Genomic DNA, 19,232 nt, shown 5'->3' with positions numbered 1-19,232 from the left:
GTCTATTCCGCTTGGCTTGATCACAAAGGATCAGCCGACCGCGCCCAGGATCGCGTTAAAAATCGTGCTCGCCACATCCAGGATCTTGGCACTGGCCTGGTATTGCTGCTGGTATTGGGTCAGATTCACATACTCTTCGTTCAGATTCACGCCCGACACCGACGACACCGCAGAGGTTTGCTGTGTGACCAGCGCATTCTGCGCTGTCAAGGACGAATTCAATTGCTGCGTCTGGACACCAACATTGTTGACCAACTGCGCATACAGACCGTTCAGGCTCACGGTGCCGTTGTTCAGCACGGCGGCCGTCTGCAGCTTGGCCATGGCCAAGCCGTTGTTGCCGTTGGTCGTGCCGCCGACTGCATCGGCCAATGCCAGTTGGCTGGGACTACTCAGTGTCGAGGTCAACAGACCGGCAGCGTTACGCGTGGGCTGTAGTTCCCACTTGTCGCCAGCAGCGGGAGTTCCGGTAGTCGAGACACTCAGGCCGTCAAAAACCAGATTGCCTTGCGAATTCGGCGACAGATTCATCAGCGTCCCGTCGGATTCGCGCGTCACCTGGTAACTGGTGCCGCCGCTGTAGACGATGCTGTAATCGCTAGACTGAAGTTTACTGGCATCGACATAGCTGGCTGAAAGACTCGCCGTGCTCGTGTTATGCGTGTTGCTGATGGCTGGAACCTGAGCCATGCCATCAGGATCTATCTGCCAGGAGTCACCGCTGGCGGCATTGCCGCTGACCTTGATCACCATACCGTGAAAGACAATGTCGCCCTGGGCATTAGGGGTGAACGCCGTACCACCCGTCGCATTGGTCACCGCATTGCCGCTAGGGTCGTTTACCGTATAGGCGGTGCCGTTATAGGTGACTTTGTAGTCGCCGTTGCCCAAGACGTTGGCCGTCAATGTCGGAGCGCTGGCGGTTGTCGAGCTGGCGGTCAGCGAAGGATCGGTGGTCGAGTTGGTCGCCGCTGCCGTAATCGACGAGCCTGTACCGCTGGACTGGAAGGTCCAGGAATCGCCCGAGGTGACCGTACCGGCCCCGGCGGTGACCTTGAAGCCGTCGAAAGCCAGCGTGGTCGTGCCGTCGCCGTTCACGGTCGTCGTGGATGCTACCGCACCGGACGGGCCCGTCACCTGCCATGTGCCGCCGGTGTAGGCGATGTTGTAGCTTATGTTTTGCTGACCGTTGGTCGAACTGGCCGTGACCGTGGGCGTGGTCATACCGAAAGGCTGCATGGTCCACGAATCGGGGCTAGTAGCTGTCGCACGCGGATCGTTGCCGCCGGTCACGGTAACGCTGAAGCCGTTGAAGTTCAGCACCGTATTGCCGCTGCTGTCGGTCGTCGTGGCCACCGTTACCGCGCTGCCGCTCGGATCCTTGACGGCGTAGCTGGTCCCGTCGTAGCTGATGCTGTATTTCCCACTCTGAGCCGTCATGTTCAAACTGGCCGAGCCGCTATTGGCGCCGGCGACGATATTGGACGAGCCCAGACTGAAAATATTGGAACCAGGGTTGCCGTTCAAATCCAGGCCCTGCTCCTGCTGGCCGTTCATCGTCATGGCCAGGCCAACCGCGAACTGTCCGAGCTGGTTTTGTATGGCGTTCAGTTGCTGGCGGAAAGCCATCAAGCCGCCTACCGAGCCGCCCGTGACCTGGCTGTCCTTCAGTTCTACTTGAGTCTGACTGCCGTTAGGACCCGGGATGCTGTAGTACAGCGACTGGGCGGTCGGATCGGACGAAGAAGTCGCCGCCGACAGCTTGTATTCGGTCGTACCGGAAAGCAGGGGCTGCCCGCCAGCCAGCGAAATACTGACCGTGTTGGTGTTGCTCTGCGTATAGGTCTGTATCCCGATGAGTTGGCCCAGATCGGATATCGCCTTATCTCGCTCGTCGAGCATGTCGTTGGGCGGCTGCCCCCCAGACTGACCATAGGCCGCGGATATCTGCTGGTTCAACTGATTGATGGTGCCAAGATCGCTGTTGATCTGCTTGACCGTCGTGCCCAACTGCGTGTTGATGCCTTGGCGCTGGTTCTGCATCTGCTGGTCGACCAGATTGACCTGCGCCACCAGGCTGCTAGTCTTGCCCACCATGTCCTGGCGATTTGCCGCGTTGGACGGATCGCTCGCGGCCGCATTCAGGCTGGAGAAGAGATTTGTCAGCGCCGGCTGGATACCGGAAGTCAGCGTCGCCGAAGTGCTGGTCGTGCTCGTAGCCAACAGGCCGTCGATCTGCGAAAGCTGGGTGTACTGGGTGTTGTACTGCGAGGCCAGGCTTTGCGAATTCATCAGCTGGGTGGACAGAAAACTGTCGTACTGGCGCTGGATGGTGGTGATATTCACGCCCATGCCAATATAGCCGGAACCCGTGGCGAGCGCGCCCGCGGTCTGCTGAACCACGACCTGCCGGTCGTAGCCCGGGGTGGCCGAGTTGTCGATATTGTGGCTGGTGACTTCCAGGCCGGTCTGGGCGGTGTTCAGACCGGAAAGTGACAGGCTGTACAGACTCATGCGATGCCTCGCGTATAGACGCTATGGATGACGATAATTACGGCAGGCAATTGGCAAAAATTAAACTGAAAATTAAAATATTTATATTAATCAAGGCCTTGACCCGCCAGAAGGCAAACCCGAAAGTATCGAGGCCCGCATCTGACCCATGATGCGGATGAGCTTGCTGGCATAGTTCGGGTCTGTGGCGTAGCCTGCCCGCTGAATGCGGTGCGCGGCATCGTCGTCGCTGGCTGCCTGCGTTACATGGCGGTAGCGCGGATTGTTGCTGATGAATTGAGCGTAGTCATCGAAGGCTTCCTGGTACGAGTCGTAGGAGCGGAAAGTCTGCACCATTTTCCGCGGTACGCCGTCGACGTACTCGGTGGTGGTAGCCTGAACCACCTTGCCCTTCCAGTTGGGGCCGGCCTTGATTCCAAACAGATTGTGGCTGGACGTACCGTCCGTATTCAAGATATCGCGCTTGCCCCAGCCGGACTCCAGCGCCGCCTGGCCCAGGATCAGACTGGCGGGCACGCCGCTCAGTTGGGAGGCAGCGTTGGCCGCGGACGACATGCGCGCCACGAAACCGGCCACGTCGATCGAGGATCCGTCTTCATCGACCGTCGCGCTCTGATCACCACCCTGGTTTGCGCGCAGCATGGCCAGGATATCGGTAAGCCTGCGACCGGACTGCAGCGGCACCGGCGGCGTCGACGCATTTACCAGCGCCATCGTGCTGGGATCGACGACCTCGTTTGCCGCCTGCGCCGCCGCGGGATTTTGCCGCTGCATCTCGGCCAGAAGCGACTTGGCCAGACCGATACCGCCGGACTGGGCCAGGTTCAAGCCCATCTGCTCGTCGGCCATCGATTGCCACATATCGTCCGCCTGGCTATGAAAGAGCGGATTCTTCGGCGTGGATTGACGCATCTGCTTGATCATCATCTGCAGGAACAGCGCCTCGAACTGCTTGGCCACCTGCTTCTGCTTGGCTTGAAGGTCGCCGGCTCCGGTCTGCTCCACGGCGCGCTTGAGCTGGGCCAGTTGGCCCATGTCGAAGATGGATGTCTGTTGCTGCCCCATGTCCGACGACTGGCGGCTAAAGATGTCTGCCAGACTCATTACCGCTCCTCAGATGATCTCGAGGTCGGCGCGCAGTGCCCCGGCCGCCTTCATGGCCTGCAGGATGGCCAGCAGATCCTGCGGCGTGGCGCCCAGCGTATTGAGCGCGCGCACAACATCGGCCAGATTGGCGCTGGAGTTCAGGCGCCTGATTGGGCCGGTGCCCTGCGATACCTGGATCGACGCGTTCTGCACCGGCGTAGTCTGGCCGCCGGCCAATGCATTAGGTTGCGATACCGCATTTTGCTGGTTGATCGACACCGACAGGTTGCCGTGGGCCACGGCCACCTCGTCTATTGTTACATTTTGGTTCATCACCACCGAACCCGTCCGGGCATTGATGACTACCCTGGCCCGCGCCGGCGCGCGCGTGATCTCCAGGTCTTCCAGGCTCGCCACAAAAACGGGAGTCTGGGAGGGATCGGCCGGCGCGCGCACCCGCACCACCCGACCGTCCACCAGGCTGGCCGAACCCGGATACCGCCGGTTGATGGCCGCCGCCACGTTCTCGGCGGTGCCGAAATTGGTATGGTGCAACTCAAAGTAGATATTGCCGTCCTGCGCGATGCTGGTGGGTACGGCGCGTTCGACGGTCGCACCGTCGTTGATGCGCCCCCCGTTGAGCGTGTTGACCTGCACGCTGGAGCCCGCGGCCGAAGCGCCCGCGCCGCCTATGAGGATATTGCCCTGGGCGATCGCGTACACCTGATTATCCGCGCCCTTCAGAGGCGTCATCAGCAGCGTTCCGCCGCGCAGGCTCTTGGCGTTACCCATGGCCGAAACCACCACGTCTATGCCCTGGCCAGGGCGGGCAAAAGCCGGCAGGGTCGCAGTCACCATCGCAGCCGCCACGTTCTTGAGCTGCATATTGCTGGCTGGCACGGTCACGCCCAGCCGCGACAGCATATTGATCAGGCTTTGCTGGGTGAAAGGCGTTTGGGTAACCTGGTCGCCGGTACCGTCCAGCCCCACCACCAGGCCATATCCCACCAACTGGTTGCCGCGCACACCCTGCAGATTGGCCAGATCCTGCAGGCGTTCGGCATCAACCGTCCCCGACACCAAGACCGTCGCACCCAGGGCAAGCGCGCAGAGACGACGCAGCATGCGCACGAGCAAAAAACGAAAGGCTTGCGGCGTAAGCATCATCATCAATACGGCGAGAACAACAAGAAGAAACGCTGCAACCAGCCCATGGTCTGAACTTCGTCCATCACACCCTTGCTACGGAACTCGAGTCGCACATCGGCCACTTGCGTAGACAAAATGCTATTGGTGGTGCCATTGATCAGACGCGGATCGACTACGCCCGAAAATTTCACGAACTCGCTGCCGCGGTTGATGGCGATATCCTTTTCTCCGGCGACCTGCAGATTGCCATTGGGCAACACACCAATTACCGTCGTGGTAATGGTGCCGTTGACGGTATTGTTGGCACTGCTGTCGCCCTTGCCTTGGAAGGCGTTCGTTCCGGAATTGGAACCCGTCCCGGTGGCCACGCCGGTCGTAAGATTGGCCAGACCGTTCAGAAAGCCGGGCGTGCCGACCGCTCCCTGCGTAACCGAACCGGTGCGGTTGGCATCGGTAACCACGTTCTTGGTCGCCGCCGTGTTCTCTCGCAACACCACCGTCACCACATCGCCCACATTGCGCGGCCTGGAATCCTCGAACAGAGGGTAGCTGCCGTAGACCGTGGGCTGGTAGATCGCACCATCCGTGTCCGTGGACGCCATGGGCCGGGAAGGCGGCAAGGCCGAGGTCGGCCCCGTCACGACAGGTTCGGGAGGAATGGCGCCGCACCCGGCCAGCAACAACAAAACAAGCGCCGCCAGAAAGCGCGCCATCGACACGATCGGACCACCCAACGTCGAACCACCCATCTGTTTACATCTGCGCAAGACGCTGCAGCATCTGGTCGGACGCCGTAACAGCCTTGCTATTCATATCGTAAGCGCGCTGCGTGGTGATCATGTTCACCAATTCTTCGGCCACATTGACATTGGAAGTTTCCAGGTACTGCTGGGAGATCGTGCCGGCGCCGTCGATACCCGGCTGCAGCACATTGGCCGCGCCTGATGCATCGGTGGCCAGATAAAGATTCTGACCCATGCTTTGCAAGCCGGCCGGATTGATGAAGGTGGCCAGTTGAATCTGCCCCACCTGCGCGCTGGTGGTCGAACCGGGCTGGGTGACCGACACGGTGCCGTCGTTGCCGATGGTCATCGTCAGGGCGTTGGCGGGAATGGTTATGGGCGGATTCAGCGGATAGCCTGATGCGGTGGTTAGCTGGCCATTCTGGTCCGGCTCCAGCGTGCCGTCGCGCGTGTAGGCCGTGGTTCCGTCGGGCATGGTCACCTGCAGGAATCCCTTGCCATTGATGGCGATGTTCAGGTCGCTGCCGGTATTGTTCAGATTGCCTTCGGTGAAAATTTTTTCCGTCGCTGCGACCTGAGCGCCGGTACCCAACTGCAGGCCGGTAGGCAATTGGTTCGACGCTCCCACCTGGGCGCCCGGCTGGCGCAACGTCTGGTAGATCAGATCCTGGAAGACTGGCCGCTCTTCCTTGTAGCCGGTGGTCTGGACGTTCGCCAGGTTGTTGGCGATCGTATCCAGGGCAGTTTGCTGCCCCTCCAGACCGGTTTTGGCTATCCACAGTGAACGCATCATGGTGCTGCTCCTGGCGCCGTCGTGAACGACGCATATTACGATTGAAAATCAGGCGATCGAGAGAATACCGTTGGCCTTGTCCGCATCCGTCATCGCGTCGCTGATGACCTGCATCTGCATTTCGAAACGGCGTGAATTCTCGATCATTCCGACCATGGCGGCGGTCGGATTGGCATTGCTACCTTCCAAAGCGCCCGAAACCACGCGCAGCGCCGGATCGGACGGCAACGCCGCGGCGGCCTGGCCGTTGGCCTGCGGCGGCATGCGGAACAGGCCATCGTCGCCGCGCGTCAACTGCTTTTCCGGCGGATTGACCAGCTTCAGGCGGCCTAACGTGATCAGACTGTCGGGCGTGTCCCCCGCCCCCAGCGCGGTGATGGTGCCGTCCGAAGTAATGGTCAGGGAGGCCTGGTCTGGCACATTGATAGGCGCGCCCTGGTCGGACAGCACCGGCTGACCCTGCGACGTCTGCAGCAGGCCATTGGAGCCTACCTGCAAGTCGCCGTTCCGGGTATAGGCCTCCCCCTGCGACGACTGCACGGCCAGCCAGCCTTTTCCGTTCATCGCCACATCCAGCGCGCGGCCCGTCTCGTGGATGGCGCCCAATTGAAAATTGCTGGTCGGCGTGGTCGCCACCGTCGTGACTCGCGTGGGCAGCGACACATTGTCATAGACCGGCACCGACCGGTATACGGACAACTGTTCGCGAAAACCCGGCGTGTTCGCGTTGGCCAGATTGTTGGTGATCGACGCCTCCTGCTCGGTGATCCGATTGGCGCCGCTCATAGCCGTATAGATGATGTGGTCCATCGCTTTCCGTACTTAAGGCTTCGCAGAATCAACCCGGTCCATATCCGCCGTCAGCCCATATTAATGAGTTGCTGCACCACGGTATCCTGCGCCTTGATCGTCTGGGCGTTGGCCTGGTAGGTGCGCTGCGCGATAATCAGATTGACCAGCGCGGTGCTCAGGTTGACGTTGGATTCCTCCAGGGCTTGGCTCTTGAGCGATGCCAGGCCGACGGTGCCGGGGGCGCCCGTCGTGGCTTGACCGGAAGCCTGAGTTTCAGACCAGACGTTACCGCTTCCAGGCGACAATCCTTCAGGATTGTTAAAGCGCGCCAACGCAATTCCGCCTACCACCTGGGTCAAGCCGTTGGAATAGCTGGCCACCAGGTTGCCATTGGAGGCGATCGTGACGCCCGTGTAATCCCCGCTGGCGTTGCCGTCCGCTGTGATGTGAGGGCTGAAGCTGCTGCCGTACTGCGTAACGTTTCCACCACCATAATTGACAGCGATTGCCAGCGGCTGCGCAGGCGAAGTGGTTCCGGCGGGAAAGGTATAACTGACGCCAACTGACGACGTGGGGCTAATGAGCGTGCCCGACGAGTTGAATGTCAGAGCCTGGGCACCACCCGCGACCCCGCCTACGGTCATCGCGTTGCCGTCCAGGTAGTAATAGACGTTGTAGATGCTGTTGCCGCCCGACGCGGCCGATTTCACGTAATACTGAATCATCTGGTGCGAATTACCCAGGGAATCGTACACCGTGGTCGGAATCGCGTTGGTATAGGTCGTTGAATCGTTCGGGCTGAAAGTGCTGGGCACCGCAGACGCCACACTGTTGGGAATCGAGGAGGAAAGCACGCCCCCGGCAGCCGTCGTATAAGTGCCGCCCGCAGAGTCCGTAAACGAGATTCCCGCCGCTGCCGCCGTGGTGGCAGCGGCATCCGTATAGAGCGTGGTGGTGGTTCCGCTGACCTTGTAGTAATAGGCCGTGCTCGTAGTAGGTGTAGGAGCGGTTTCGGTCAACATAACCGAGCCGACGCCGTTGGTGCCAAATGGCGTTGCATTGGCATTCAGGTTGGTCTGCACGCTCACCGACGCGCTCGCCGTGGGCAGCATATTGCCTTGTGGAATCTTAATCGGCTGCAGGTTTGCGCCCACGGAGGCGGCGGTAAATGTGCTGTTCGCCGGATAGCCCATGACCTTCATGCCATTGCTGGCATTGACCAGGTTGAAATTGCTGTCGACGTTCAATTGACCGTTGCGGGTGTAGTACGTATTTCCGCTGGAATTTTGCACGACGAAGAAGCCTTGGCCGACGCCGCTGATGGCGACATCGTAGAGTCCACCGGTGGTGTTGATGTTGCCCGAGGAATAGTCCTGGATAACGTTGGCAACCCCCACCCCCAAGCCAACCTGCGAGGAGGCATAAACGTCGGAAAAGGCAATCGAAGCGCCCTTGTAGCCTACCGTCTGGGAGTTGGCGATGTCATTGCCGATCACGTCCAGGTTTTGCGACGCGGCATTCAGGCCGCTAAGTCCTTGTCCGAAGCCCATGTGTGTCTCGCTGTGAAGATATTCGCAAAGTGACGGCGCGGCTCAGGCCGCAGCCGCGCCAGGTATTAAACCGAAATGCTGTCGTTGATAGTTGAGAAGACCTTGTACACGCCCGATAGGCTAGTCGTGCCGGCCGTACCCAGGTTCAGCACCGGGCCGTTGGAACCATAGGCCACGCTGCCGACTTGGCCGTAGGTCAGCGGATCGGCCGTGACCGCGTTGCCGCTGGCGTCGGTGGCTGTGACGTTAAAGGAATACGAACCGTTAGGGGCCGCGGCGCCACCGCTGGTCTGGCCACTCCAGTCATAGCTGTAGATGCCCGCGTTCATCGAACCCAGGTCCACGGTTTTGACCAAAGCACCGCTGGAATTGGTGATATTGACTTTCACGTCCGCGGCCGCGCCTGACAGGTTGATGCCGAAAGGCGTGGTCACCGCAGTGCCGGTGGTCGAGTCCGTGCCCAGCAGGATCGAATTTCCCTGCACCAGCACACTCTTGCCGATGAAGGAGGTCGCGCTGATCGACTGTGACAGCCCCATCTGCGAGCTGATTGACTTCAGCGTCGTGTTCAGGTTACTGATGCCCTCGACTGTGGAAATCTGTGCCAGCTGCGAGGTCAGCTGCATATTGTCCATCGGGCTGGTGGGATCCTGGTTCTGCAGCTGCGTGGTCAGCAGCGTCAGAAACTGGTTTTGGATGCTTTGGGCACTGGAGACATTGTCCGCCGCATTCAGCGCCGATGTGACGCTGCCGGCGCTGGTCGCCGCTGAAGTGGTCGTCATGAACGCGATCCTCGATTAACTGGGTGAAATCGTCACTGGCCGATGGTCAGTGTCTTGGTCATCAGGGTCTTGGCCGTGTTGAGCACCTCGACGTCGGCCTGATACGAGCGCGAGGCGGACAGCATATTGACTGTCTCGGCCACCGGGTTGACGTTGGGCATGGTGACATAGCCCTGGGCATTGGCCAGGGGATTATTCGGGTCGTAGACGAGTTTCATCGGGGATGGATCCTCCACGACACCTGCCACCTTGACGCCACCGATCTCCTGCCCAAGAGGCTGCCCTGCGGGCGGATCGACCTGGAATACGACCTGCCGGGCGCGATACGGCTTGCCGTCGGGGCCGGCGGCGCTGTCGGCGTTGGCCAGGTTGCTGGCCGCCACGTTCATGCGCTGAGACTGCGCAGTCATCGCCGAACCCGCGATGTCGAAAATACTAAGAAGTGACATGGATCAGGGCTCCGGGATCAGCTGGGCTGGATCGCTTGCAGCATGGTTTTCATGTCGAGAGACAGCAATTGCAGGCTGCTCTCGTAGTGCATGGTATTGTCAGCGAACTGGACGCGCTCCATGTCCATATCGACCGTGTTTCCGTCGATACTGGGCTGATAAGGCAATCGATACATCATATCGATGTCAGATGGCATGGACGCCTTGCCGGGGATATGCCGCGGCGAAGTCAGCGTCAGGCTGGTGTCGGCCAGCCTCATGCGCTGATCCATGGCATTTTCCATGGCCGTCTTGAAGTCGAAGTCCCGGGCCTTGTAGTCGGGCGTATCGGCATTGGCGATATTGGAGGAAAGCACCTCCTGGCGCTGCTCGCGCAATGCGATGGCCTGCTGCAAAAAACCGAAGTCTTGGGATAGTCGGTCGATCATGCCGTTGCACCTCGGCCGTTGACGATGAGAAGATCATAGGTTTCGGCCATCCTTAATAATCAATCAAATAGACCGTTATTTGTCATTCAATTCCGTTCTTGTGCAACGGCATGCGCTTTTACAATTTCCACCATGACTTGCACTCGCGCGCGATCCCGGCCAACCTGGTTTGACCCGCCCCCCGTGTCGGGGTGGCCAGCCCTGATACTTGGCGCCTGCCTGCTCGTATCGATCGCCCTGCCATGCCGCGGCCAAGCCCAGGCGGTCCATGTGCAGCAGGACCCGGCGGCCTTGAGCGCCGCCGCTGAAAAGTACCTGCGTACCCAGCTGGCATCTATCCCGGGCGTACTGACCATCGCCATGGATCCCCCACAGGTCCAGAATTTGACCGCGTGCGCCGAACTCTTCCCCTTCGTGCCTGAACCCATACACGTCCGCGCCAGGATGTCGGTAGGCGTACGCTGTGCCGCGCCGCAGGCCTGGACCACCTACGTCCAGGCCACGGTAAGCATTGCGGGACACTACTACGTGGCGGCGCATCAGCTGGGCATGGGCCAGATCCTGCAGGCGAGCGATCTGGTTGCCCACCAGGCCGATCTGGTCGCCCTGCCCCCCGATGTCGTTCTCGACCCGAGCCAGGCCATCGGGATGAAATTGGCTTCGGCCATGATGACCGGGCAGATGCTGCGCACCGATAATTTGCGCAGCGCTATGTATATACAGCGTGGACAGTCTGTTCAGCTTGTCGTCGATGGCAGGGGGTTCCGGGTCAGCAGTGAAGGCAAGGCCATGAGCAGCGCCGGCCCGGGCGAGCGCATCCAGGTACGCATTGCCAACGGGCAGGTCATAAGCGGAACCGTGGGACGTTCGGGAGAGGTGAACGTGCCGCTATGAAATTAGTCCGGTCAGATATTTACCTGTAATAAAATTATTCGACTTGCAGCGCTATATAACTGCCGGTCCATCACGCTAAAGTTGTCCAGCTAGCCGCCGTTACAATAGGCATGAACGGATGGCGGTTGAAAATTGCTGCCAGCGCAGCACTCACCGCGCAGCCCCGGAGAACGCCTTGAAGATCACGAACACAACTGCCGCTACGCCCGCCGGGGTTGTTACCCGCACTGATGCCGCCCGCACCTCCGGCGGTAATGGCACGGAGTCGGCCACACCCGCCGGTAGCAGTTCCCAAGTCGACCTGAGTCCGGCTTCGCAGCAACTGCTGGCCCTGCAAAACAACCATAACGACATAAATACGCAGCGCGTGCAGACCATTCGCGATGCCATTGCGTCCGGTCAATATACAGTCGACCCCAGCCGCATCACCGACGGCCTGATCGCCAGCATCCAGGAATTGCTGAAGTAGCTCGCCTAGCCTAGACTGGCGGCATACCCATCTTTTGCATGACCCGCCATGATCACATCGCTGCAACAATGTCTTGAACGCGAAGCTGAACTCATAGAAGCGTTCATCGCCGCTCTTGCAGACGAAACGTTGGCCTTGCTCGACCGCAAGGCCAACGAAGCCCTGATAAAGGCCGCCCAGACCAAGGAGGCCTTGGCCCTTGATCTAGTTGAGCTGAACCGACAACGAGACGAAATACAAGCTCAGATGGGCCTACCGGACGGCTATGCCGGCACCGAGCAGGCAGTTGCCCAATTTTCCGAGCTGGCAGAGTTGTGGGTTCGGTTGCTGCGCCTGACCAAAGTCGCCCGCGACAAAAACGAGCACAACGGCATACTCGTGCGAAGCAGCCTTCAGCATACCGAACAGTCGCTCGATGCCCTGCACAACATCACGCTGAAGGTCAACCGCTCCCAGACCTACACCGCACAAGGCCGCAGCGGCCAGGCGGGATACGGCATACGAAGCATCGTCGCCCGCTGAAAGGGGCACGCTTGCGCATTCCCGATTACATCGGGAGGCTGTGGGCGCCCTATTCCGCCATTTCCAGCATGGCGTAGCACTTTAGGAGCGCCGCGGGAAGCAGCGTCGCGAAGGCCTTGCGGCCGCCGTTCAAGGCATGCAGCAGATGGCGTACGCTGGCGGCCTCGGGAGCGTTGAGCAATTGCCAACAGGCCGTGCCCAGCTGACAGGCATACAGCGCCTGGCGCGATAGAGACTGCGCTCCGGACGGGATGGACAGGATTGGCCACGCCTGCACCATACTGCGAAATGCCGGCTTGGCCTGCTCCGCCAACAGCAGCCAACGCGCAATGGTGCCCGCGTCGGCCTGCGATGCCTTTACATTGGTCAGGCCGTACAGATAATGTGCGACCTTTCCGCTGCCAGCGTCGATCAGTTTGGCGCTTACCATGCGCAGCAGCTGCGTATCCTGCCCCCGCACCGGCAGTTCGATCTCGGTGCCACCGGCCCAAAGATCGAAAACGCCCTCCCCGGATTCGAACTGGCGCGCGCTCACCCGTCCGGAAGGGACGTAGCCCAGACTCTTGGCTACCGCCGACAAAGTAGTCGAGGTGTAATCCTGCATCACGCTCGATGTCGCCATGCCGCGGGCCACCCACGACACGCCTTGTTCCGAAAGCATATGGCACAGGCCGGCCGTAATCGCATCAATCAGGTGCACCTGCGGCACACCACTCATCTCGGCGTCCAGGATCCTGACGCGCGCTGCCAGCGCATCGGCGGCATTGTCCGATATCGCGTTTTGCTGCGCATAGGCGGCGTGCGCGCCATGCGGCAGCATTAGCTGCGGTACCGGCGCCGCCAGCGCCACACCGCGATCACTCATCAGCAGCGTGGTGTGCAGCGTGCCGCTGGGCAAGTCGGTTCCTTTCAGCGAAGCCTTGCCATGCACGGCCAGCACATAGCGCTCGCAGCTGCGCGAGTAGACTCCGCGCACCAGTTCCATGCCGGCCTTGGCAATAGCCTCAGGGGCCGGCAAGACATCGCCCGACGCGGCCTGCCGCCAATTGGCGCGCGCCTGGGCACAAGCGGCGTCGGAGTCCAGCCACTCCATCGCTTTTTCCAGTTCGACTTCGGCGCCGGCCTGCTGCGGCAACAATGCGTTGGCCAGCATCTGCCTGCGACGTACAGCATCGCTGTTGCGCGTCTTGCCGGTCGCGCGCAACAGCGATGCCATGTCTGCTTCGCTGGGCGCGTACAAGGCCGAGGACTGGCTGGGCGTTGCCAGGGCGCGATCGACCAGCAGTCGCGCGTCTGCAAGCTCCATGTCCTCGGGCACCTTCTGGCCGATGGAGACGTAATGGATGGGCAGCCGATGACGTATCGCCGTGTCCAGGGACGAACCAATGCGCGTGGCCTCGTCGAGTTTGGTGATGATGCAGCCTGCCACATCGTCGCCAGCGCCGTTGCGATAGGAATGAGCAACCTCGTCCAGCGTGTCGCCCTGGCTGGCGGCATTGAGCACCAGCAAGCGGCGCACCGGCCGGTCAGCCGAAGTCAGGAGCGCCGCCTGCAGCGCCACGTTACGATGCCGCTGGCTGATACCTGTCGTGTCGATCAGGATGAATTTGCGGTTGCCCAGCTGGCCCAGGGCCTGTTTGAGTTCGTCGGCGTCGCTCACCGAATGCGCGGGCACGCCCAGTAGGCGGCCGTAAATCTGCAGTTGCTCGACCGCACCGATACGGAACATGTCCGTGGTCAGCATCGCCACCTGTTCGCGTCCCGCCCGCGCCACGCAGCGCGCAGCCAGCTTGGCCAGCGTAGTGGTCTTGCCCACGCCCGTGGGGCCGACCAGAGCGTAAACACCGCCGTCGCGCAGAAACTCGTCTTCACTGCGCAGCACAGGTAAATGCGTAACCAACTCGTTGCGCGCCCAGGTCAATGACGCCTGACGATCGCAGCCGGCAGGCATGCGTTCGATCAAGGCTCGCACAATGGGCATACTGAATCCGGCTTCGAGCAATACGCGGAACAGCATGGCGTTGACGGGTTCGGCGCCCGGACCATTCGAGCCGCCCCACAGCAGCCCGTCCATGCGCGACTCGAACGAGCCGCGCAAAGCATTGATCGCCGCCTGCACCTGCATGCCTGCCTGATAGCTTGCGTCCAAAGGCGCAGGCTGTGGGTGCACGGCGCCGGGCATCGGCGCGTCGGGCATCCGAGCCATATCCGAGGCCGGCGTGGCGGTATCTTTCTTTGCGGCAGACCGCGACCTGGATTTCTTCGGTACAGGTTTTGGCACCCCCAGCCGCGGCGTAGGTTCCAGTTGACGCATGTGCGGCAGGTCCGCAGCACTAGCGGGTTTCTGCTGCAATGCTTTTTTCGCCTTAGTTTTTGCAGTGGAATCCGGCGCTGTGGCTGGCAACTCTTTGGCATTCTTGCGCGCAACCGTTGGTTCCGAGCTTTCCTGCGCCGCACCCTGGCCTGCATCAGGCTGCACAGACTTTTCGGCTTGTATCTGCTCGTCGTCCGATTCCTGCAGCATCGCAGGCCGCTGTTGTCTTGCCGCAGCCGCGGCGGCCGCATAGGCGGCCGCCATGGCCGGTCGCATCATGAGGCGCGGAGCAGGCGGCGCAAAAGCAGGAGGTTGCGGCAACTGGGGCTGCCGGTAATCGGGCGCCGCCGCGTCAGGCGCCTGGACAGAAGACGCACCGGAAGATGGCCGGCGAGCCATCTCTTGGGCGTGCAGACTGCTCGGCGTATCCAGCGTCGCCACGATTTCCACGTTGCCATCGACTAGGCGATTGGAGACGATGAGTGCGTCCTCTCCAAGCGCTTCGCGGACCTGGCGTAGCGCGTCTCGCGTGGTCGCGCCTACAAATCGGCTCAATTTCATTCGCCCGAACCTCCGATCAGGGCCGTGACACGGACCACACGCTCATCGGGAATTTCCGCATTGGACAAGACGCCCAACTGCGGCAAGTGATGCCGCAGGAAGCGCGACAATGACGCGCGCAGCGGTGGCGGCACCAGCAGCACCGGCGCATTGCCCTGCGCCTCCTGACGCGCCACGCAGGCTTCGGTTTCACGCAGCAGCGTCTCGGCCAGACCGGGTTCGAGCCCGCCGCTGGTGGTCATTGCCTGCATCAGCACACGCTCGAGCTTCACGTCCAAACCGATCACGCGCAAGTCGCCATCTCCCGGGAACCACTGCTGCGTAATGGCGCGGCCCAGCGCGCGGCGCGACAAGGCGATCAATTCGCCCACGTCGGGCTGCCCGCCTGTATTGGCGGCCAAAGCCGTCAAGCGAGGCGCATGTTCGTTGATGGTATCGATGATGGTACGCATATCGCGTATCGGCACCTCTTCGGACAAGAGCCCCTGGAGCACTTTCTGGAACGTGGTGAGGGAGATGGTCTTGGGGACAAAATCCTCCACCAGTTTGGGAGATTCGCGGCCCAGCCGCTCGATCAATTGCTGCACCTCCTGGCGACCGAGCAAGTTGGCGCCATGGCGATGCATCAGATGATTCAGATGGGTGGCCACCACCGTACTGGCATCGACAACGGTGTAACCGGCCACCTGCGCCTGGTCGCGCAAGGCCACATCAATCCACAGCGCCGGCAGGCCAAAGGCCGGATCGGTAGTGGGAGTGCCCTTGATCTGCTGGCTCACGCCCCCCGGATCGATGGCCAGCCATTGGTTGGGAATCGACATGCCGCGGCCGACTTCCACCCCGGACAGCAAGATGCGGTAGTCGTTGGGCTTGAGTTCCAGGTTGTCGCGAATATGCACGACCGGAGGCAGGAAGCCCACGTCCTGCGCGAATTTTTTGCGCAGACTGCGGATGCGATGCAGCAGTTCGCCATTCTGAGCATGATCGACCAGCGGAATCATGCGATAGCCCACTTCCAGGCCGAGCTGATCAACCATGGATACATCGTCCCAGCTGGCCTCCGCCGCCGCAGCCTGAGCCTTGGCCTCGGCTTCCTGCGGCGCCTGGCTCGTGGCGGCAGCCTTGGCCAGATCGCGTTTGTACACGCCCCAGCCTATGCCGCCGAGCACCAAAGCCAGCGTCAGGAAGGCAATGTGCGGCATATTGGGAATCAAGCCCATGATCCCGATAATGCCGGCAGTCAGGAACAACACACTGGGATTGGAGAACAGCTGTCCAAGCAACTGCTCGCCGACATCCTCGTTGGTCGATACCCGCGACACCACTACGCCGGCCGCGGTCGAGATTACCAGCGCCGGGATCTGCGCCACCAGGCCATCGCCGATCGTCAGGAGCGTATAAGTCTTGCCCGCTTCGGCAATGGGCATGCCGTGTTGGGCTACGCCCACGATCAGGCCGCCTAGGATGTTGATCACCATGATGAGCACGCCTGCGATCGCATCGCCGCGCACGAATTTGCTCGCACCGTCCATAGAGCCGAAGAAATCAGCCTCCTGGGCGATTTCCACGCGCCGACGGCGGGCCTCTTCCTCGCCGATCATGCCGGCGTTCAGATCGGCGTCGATGGCCATCTGCTTGCCGGGCATGGCGTCCAGGGTGAAGCGTGCGCCGACTTCAGCGATACGTCCCGCACCTTTGGTGATGACGATGAAGTTGATAATGGTGAGAATGACAAAGACGACGATGCCGACTGCGAAATTGCCGCCCACCAGGAAGTGTCCGAAAGCCCCGATGACCTTGCCCGCCGCGTCCGGGCCGCCATGACCGTGCAGCAATACCACCCGGGTCGAGGCCACGTTCAGCGACAAGCGCAGCAGCGTGGCAAACAGCAGCACCGTAGGGAATGCGGCGAAATCCAGCGGTTTGCGCGTGAACATCGCCACCAGCAGGATCATCACCGCCAGGGAGATATTGAAAGTGAAAAGCAGATCCAGCAGGAACGTGGGCAGAGGCAGCACCATCATGCCCAACACCATCAGGATCAGCGCAGGACCAGCCAGGAACCGCGCGTTCGCGGCACCGTTGGCTCGCAATGCGGCGAGCAATGCGCTCATTCTTACTAGACTCCTTCAGGCGCGGCCGATCGGGCCTGCGCAATGTTCTGCGGATCGAGTTCGTCGGGCACCGCCAACGAGGCCGGCGGCCGGGGTTCGAGTCCCATTCCGACGCGCCAGCTGCGCAGCTGGAAGACCCAGGCCAGAACCTCCGCGACGGCGGAGTATAAAGCGATCGGAATCTCCCGCCCCAAATCGACGTGCTGGTAGAGGGCGCGCGCCAAGGGCGGCGCCTCCAGGATGGGAATGCGGTGCTCGGCCGCCAGTTCGCGGATGCGCTCGGCGATCTGACCGGTGCCTTTGGCTACGACCTTGGGCGCACCCTCCTGCCCGTCGGTGTAGCTCAGTGCCACGGCATAGTGGGTAGGATTGGTCACCACGACATCCGCATTGGGCACCGCCGACATCATGCGCCGGCGCGCCGCGGTCCGCTGCTGCTGACGTATACGGGACTTGATTTGCGGATTGCCTTCTGTGTCCTTGTTCTCCTGCTTGACCTCTTCCTTGGTCATGCGCAGCTTCTTGAAGTAGCTCCACAATTGCCAGGGAACGTCCAAGGCCACGATCAGTATCAAGGATGCCACCACCAGTGCGGTGCACAAGGCCACGAGTGACATGCTCCTGGCGATGGCGGACGCTGGCGAGGCGTTGGTAAGGACGAGGATCTGGCTCATGTGCAGCCAAAGCACCCAAGCCCCCACGCCGCCTATCAGGAAGGCTTTGCCCAAAGCCTTGACCAGTTCCATGACGGTCTGCAGGGAGAACATGCGGCCAAAGCCGCCTACAATATCGAAATGGGTGAGATTGAACTCCAGCGGCTTGCTTGTGAACACCAAACCACCCAGCGCGACGGAACCCAGAATGGCCGCAAAGACCAAGGCGCCGAAAATCGGCAGCATCACCAGCACGGTCTGATAGATGTAGCTCTGAGCTCCTGCAATCATGACGGCAGGATCTCGCGCCACAAGCGGATTAAAACCCAGGCTGTGCCGCAGAATGCCCGTCAGGTCGCGATACAGAACGCCTCCGCTCATCCAGAGTCCTGCAAGCCCTGTCACCAGCAAAAGAAACGTCCCCAATTCCCGGGAACGCACGATCTGGCCTTCCTCTCGCGCCTTTTGAAGACGTTTTCCCGAGGGGGCTTCTGTTTTTTCAAGGTCGCTGTCGTCGGCCATGCTCGCGCTGAAATTCGCGGCCAGTCAAGAAAGTAGGCCATCCGACGAAATTCTAGGCTGGCAAGCGCGCCTACGATCATGCAAGAAGGGGGGGGAAAGCGGGGTTATTTACTACCGCCGCCCCCTCCCCCCAGAGCAAAAGCCCCCCCCTCGAAACCGACAGGTCCAAGGCTCAGCGCAGGGGCATTGCCTGCACGCTGCCCGAAATGGATGCCCAAAACCTTAAAAACCCAGGCTCGCCAGCAGGTCGTCGACCTGATCCTGGCTGGTAACCACGTCGGTCTTGCCCTCGGTGTTGACTTGCGGGCCGTTGAGCAACGAATTGACTTCTTCGCGGCGTTCGCTGGAAATATCGGCGTTATCCAGCAGTACTTGCAGCAGTTCGCGTTCAATCGCGCCCACCACGTCCATCATTCGCATGATCACCTGACCCGTCAGATCCTGAAAATCCTGCGCCATGACGATTTCCATCAGATGCGACTGCGTGGCCTGCGCCTGCACCGGCACGTCGACCAGGAAACTACGGGTGTCTTTCACGAGCTGCCGGGCCGCGTCCATTTCGATGGGCTGCGCAAACCAGGCATCCCAGCGTTCGTCCAGGCTGCGCGCGGTACGTGTCAGGCCATCCTGGATGGGGCCGGCGGCGTCCGTGGCATTGAGTACACGGTTGGCGGCCTTCTCTGTCATCTGGGCGACATAGCGAAGGCGATCGCGCGCATCCGGAATTGCCTCGGCGGCGTTCTTAATTGCCTGGTCCAGACCCAGTTCGCGCATATTTTCGCGCAGCATGCGCGTGAGCGAAGCGATGCGGTGTATCAGGTCAAGAGCCCCGGCTGAACCGACGGACTCTGCTTGGGCAGGCGTATTTCCAGCTTCGGGCATGCTTTCGGCGCTCAT

General features: G+C 61.1%; 17 protein-coding genes. 3 read left to right on the top strand and 14 right to left on the bottom strand.

Translation table 11 applies throughout. The annotated features are described in order from the left end of the window. Positions 1–30 precede the first annotated feature (30 nt). From flgK to flgB, 10 genes are all read right to left on the bottom strand, one after another. Positions 31–2,514 (bottom strand): flagellar hook-associated protein FlgK, encoded by a 2,484-nt coding sequence (gene flgK, locus H143_RS23000; RefSeq protein WP_019939085.1) that lies wholly within the window; start codon positions 2,512–2,514, stop codon positions 31–33. A gap of 90 nt (positions 2,515–2,604) precedes the next feature. Then, positions 2,605–3,618: a flagellar assembly peptidoglycan hydrolase FlgJ gene (flgJ, locus tag H143_RS0115030; RefSeq protein ID WP_019939084.1), complete on the bottom strand. Its 1,014-nt coding sequence runs from the start codon at positions 3,616–3,618 to the stop codon at positions 2,605–2,607. Positions 3,619–3,627: 9 nt separating this feature from the next. Continuing rightward, the gene (locus tag H143_RS0115025) at positions 3,628–4,725 is read right to left on the bottom strand and encodes a flagellar basal body P-ring protein FlgI (protein ID WP_196801318.1); all 1,098 of its coding nucleotides are present in this window, start codon (positions 4,723–4,725) and stop codon (positions 3,628–3,630) included. Between the two features lie 44 nt (positions 4,726–4,769). Next, on the bottom strand, positions 4,770–5,498 hold the full coding sequence (locus H143_RS0115020) for a flagellar basal body L-ring protein FlgH (RefSeq protein WP_019939082.1): 729 nt from the start codon (positions 5,496–5,498) through the stop codon (positions 4,770–4,772). Between the two features lie 4 nt (positions 5,499–5,502). Beyond that, positions 5,503–6,285 carry a flagellar basal-body rod protein FlgG gene (gene flgG, locus H143_RS0115015; RefSeq protein ID WP_019939081.1) on the bottom strand — a complete coding sequence of 261 codons (783 nt, stop codon included), beginning with the start codon at positions 6,283–6,285 and terminating at the stop codon, positions 5,503–5,505. A gap of 48 nt (positions 6,286–6,333) precedes the next feature. Then, a complete protein-coding gene (flgF, locus tag H143_RS0115010) occupies positions 6,334–7,095 on the bottom strand; it encodes a flagellar basal-body rod protein FlgF (protein ID WP_019939080.1) in 762 nt (253 codons plus the stop codon). 50 nt (positions 7,096–7,145) lie between these two features. Then, positions 7,146–8,627, bottom strand: a complete 1,482-nt coding sequence (locus tag H143_RS0115005; RefSeq protein WP_019939079.1) for a flagellar hook protein FlgE — start codon at positions 8,625–8,627, stop codon at positions 7,146–7,148. A gap of 65 nt (positions 8,628–8,692) precedes the next feature. Beyond that, positions 8,693–9,409: a flagellar hook capping FlgD N-terminal domain-containing protein gene (locus H143_RS0115000; protein ID WP_019939078.1), complete on the bottom strand. Its 717-nt coding sequence runs from the start codon at positions 9,407–9,409 to the stop codon at positions 8,693–8,695. A gap of 32 nt (positions 9,410–9,441) precedes the next feature. Next, the gene (gene flgC / locus H143_RS0114995; protein WP_026350096.1) at positions 9,442–9,858 is read right to left on the bottom strand and encodes a flagellar basal body rod protein FlgC; all 417 of its coding nucleotides are present in this window, start codon (positions 9,856–9,858) and stop codon (positions 9,442–9,444) included. A 17-nt stretch (positions 9,859–9,875) separates the two neighbouring features. Then, complete coding sequence (gene flgB / locus H143_RS0114990) at positions 9,876–10,286, bottom strand: flagellar basal body rod protein FlgB (RefSeq protein WP_019939076.1); 411 nt, start codon at positions 10,284–10,286, stop codon at positions 9,876–9,878. Positions 10,287–10,418: 132 nt separating this feature from the next. Here flgB and flgA point away from each other — a divergent pair, with 132 nt between their 5' ends. The 3 genes from flgA (at position 10,419) to H143_RS0114975 (ending at position 12,171) form a co-directional block, all read left to right on the top strand. Continuing rightward, positions 10,419–11,180 (top strand): flagellar basal body P-ring formation chaperone FlgA, encoded by a 762-nt coding sequence (gene flgA, locus H143_RS0114985; protein ID WP_081627065.1) that lies wholly within the window; start codon positions 10,419–10,421, stop codon positions 11,178–11,180. Between the two features lie 175 nt (positions 11,181–11,355). Next, entirely contained in the window at positions 11,356–11,649 is a 294-nt protein-coding gene (gene flgM, locus H143_RS0114980) for a flagellar biosynthesis anti-sigma factor FlgM (RefSeq protein ID WP_019939074.1), read from the top strand. A 48-nt stretch (positions 11,650–11,697) separates the two neighbouring features. Beyond that, a complete protein-coding gene (locus H143_RS0114975; protein ID WP_019939073.1) occupies positions 11,698–12,171 on the top strand; it encodes a flagella synthesis protein FlgN in 474 nt (157 codons plus the stop codon). 49 nt (positions 12,172–12,220) lie between these two features. Here the strand turns inward: H143_RS0114975 and flhF are convergent, their stop codons facing one another. The 4 genes from flhF to cheZ all read right to left on the bottom strand — a co-directional run bounded on the left by flhF (position 12,221) and on the right by cheZ (position 19,217). Beyond that, positions 12,221–15,046: a flagellar biosynthesis protein FlhF gene (gene flhF, locus H143_RS0114970; RefSeq protein WP_019939072.1), complete on the bottom strand. Its 2,826-nt coding sequence runs from the start codon at positions 15,044–15,046 to the stop codon at positions 12,221–12,223. Next, the gene (flhA, locus tag H143_RS0114965; protein ID WP_019939071.1) at positions 15,043–17,160 is read right to left on the bottom strand and encodes a flagellar biosynthesis protein FlhA; all 2,118 of its coding nucleotides are present in this window, start codon (positions 17,158–17,160) and stop codon (positions 15,043–15,045) included. The genes flhF and flhA overlap by 4 nt, the downstream gene beginning before the upstream one ends. A 5-nt stretch (positions 17,161–17,165) precedes the next feature. Next, on the bottom strand, positions 17,166–18,335 hold the full coding sequence (gene flhB / locus H143_RS0114960; RefSeq protein ID WP_026350094.1) for a flagellar biosynthesis protein FlhB: 1,170 nt from the start codon (positions 18,333–18,335) through the stop codon (positions 17,166–17,168). A gap of 222 nt (positions 18,336–18,557) precedes the next feature. After that, the gene (cheZ, locus tag H143_RS0114955) at positions 18,558–19,217 is read right to left on the bottom strand and encodes a protein phosphatase CheZ (RefSeq protein WP_033366722.1); all 660 of its coding nucleotides are present in this window, start codon (positions 19,215–19,217) and stop codon (positions 18,558–18,560) included. Positions 19,218–19,232 lie beyond the last annotated feature (15 nt).

Source organism: Bordetella sp. FB-8 (assembly GCF_000382185.1).
Classification (GTDB): domain Bacteria; phylum Pseudomonadota; class Gammaproteobacteria; order Burkholderiales; family Burkholderiaceae_B; genus Bordetella.
The sequence above is the reverse complement of the archived record's forward strand: the minus strand, read 5'-3'. Positions and strand labels throughout refer to the sequence as shown.

Excerpts from the sequence above, each read along its gene's own strand:
- flgK (WP_019939085.1), bottom strand. The coding sequence starts at position 2,514 with ATGAGTCTGTACAGCCTGTCACTTTCCGGTCTGAACACCGCCCAGACC.
- flgJ (WP_019939084.1), bottom strand. The coding sequence starts at position 3,618 with ATGAGTCTGGCAGACATCTTTAGCCGCCAGTCGTCGGACATGGGGCAG.
- H143_RS0115025 (WP_196801318.1), bottom strand. The coding sequence starts at position 4,725 with ATGCTGCGTCGTCTCTGCGCGCTTGCCCTGGGTGCGACGGTCTTGGTG.
- H143_RS0115020 (WP_019939082.1), bottom strand. The coding sequence starts at position 5,498 with ATGGGTGGTTCGACGTTGGGTGGTCCGATCGTGTCGATGGCGCGCTTT.
- flgG (WP_019939081.1), bottom strand. The coding sequence starts at position 6,285 with ATGATGCGTTCACTGTGGATAGCCAAAACCGGTCTGGAGGGGCAGCAA.
- flgF (WP_019939080.1), bottom strand. The coding sequence starts at position 7,095 with ATGGACCACATCATCTATACGGCTATGAGCGGCGCCAATCGGATCACC.
- H143_RS0115005 (WP_019939079.1), bottom strand. The coding sequence starts at position 8,627 with ATGGGCTTCGGACAAGGACTTAGCGGCCTGAATGCCGCGTCGCAAAAC.
- H143_RS0115000 (WP_019939078.1), bottom strand. The coding sequence starts at position 9,409 with ATGACGACCACTTCAGCGGCGACCAGCGCCGGCAGCGTCACATCGGCG.
- flgC (WP_026350096.1), bottom strand. The coding sequence starts at position 9,858 with ATGTCACTTCTTAGTATTTTCGACATCGCGGGTTCGGCGATGACTGCG.
- flgB (WP_019939076.1), bottom strand. The coding sequence starts at position 10,286 with ATGATCGACCGACTATCCCAAGACTTCGGTTTTTTGCAGCAGGCCATC.
- flgA (WP_081627065.1), top strand. The coding sequence starts at position 10,419 with ATGACTTGCACTCGCGCGCGATCCCGGCCAACCTGGTTTGACCCGCCC.
- H143_RS0114975 (WP_019939073.1), top strand. The coding sequence starts at position 11,698 with ATGATCACATCGCTGCAACAATGTCTTGAACGCGAAGCTGAACTCATA.
- flhF (WP_019939072.1), bottom strand. The coding sequence starts at position 15,046 with ATGAAATTGAGCCGATTTGTAGGCGCGACCACGCGAGACGCGCTACGC.
- flhA (WP_019939071.1), bottom strand. The coding sequence starts at position 17,160 with ATGAGCGCATTGCTCGCCGCATTGCGAGCCAACGGTGCCGCGAACGCG.
- flhB (WP_026350094.1), bottom strand. The coding sequence starts at position 18,335 with ATGGCCGACGACAGCGACCTTGAAAAAACAGAAGCCCCCTCGGGAAAA.
- cheZ (WP_033366722.1), bottom strand. The coding sequence starts at position 19,217 with ATGCCCGAAGCTGGAAATACGCCTGCCCAAGCAGAGTCCGTCGGTTCA.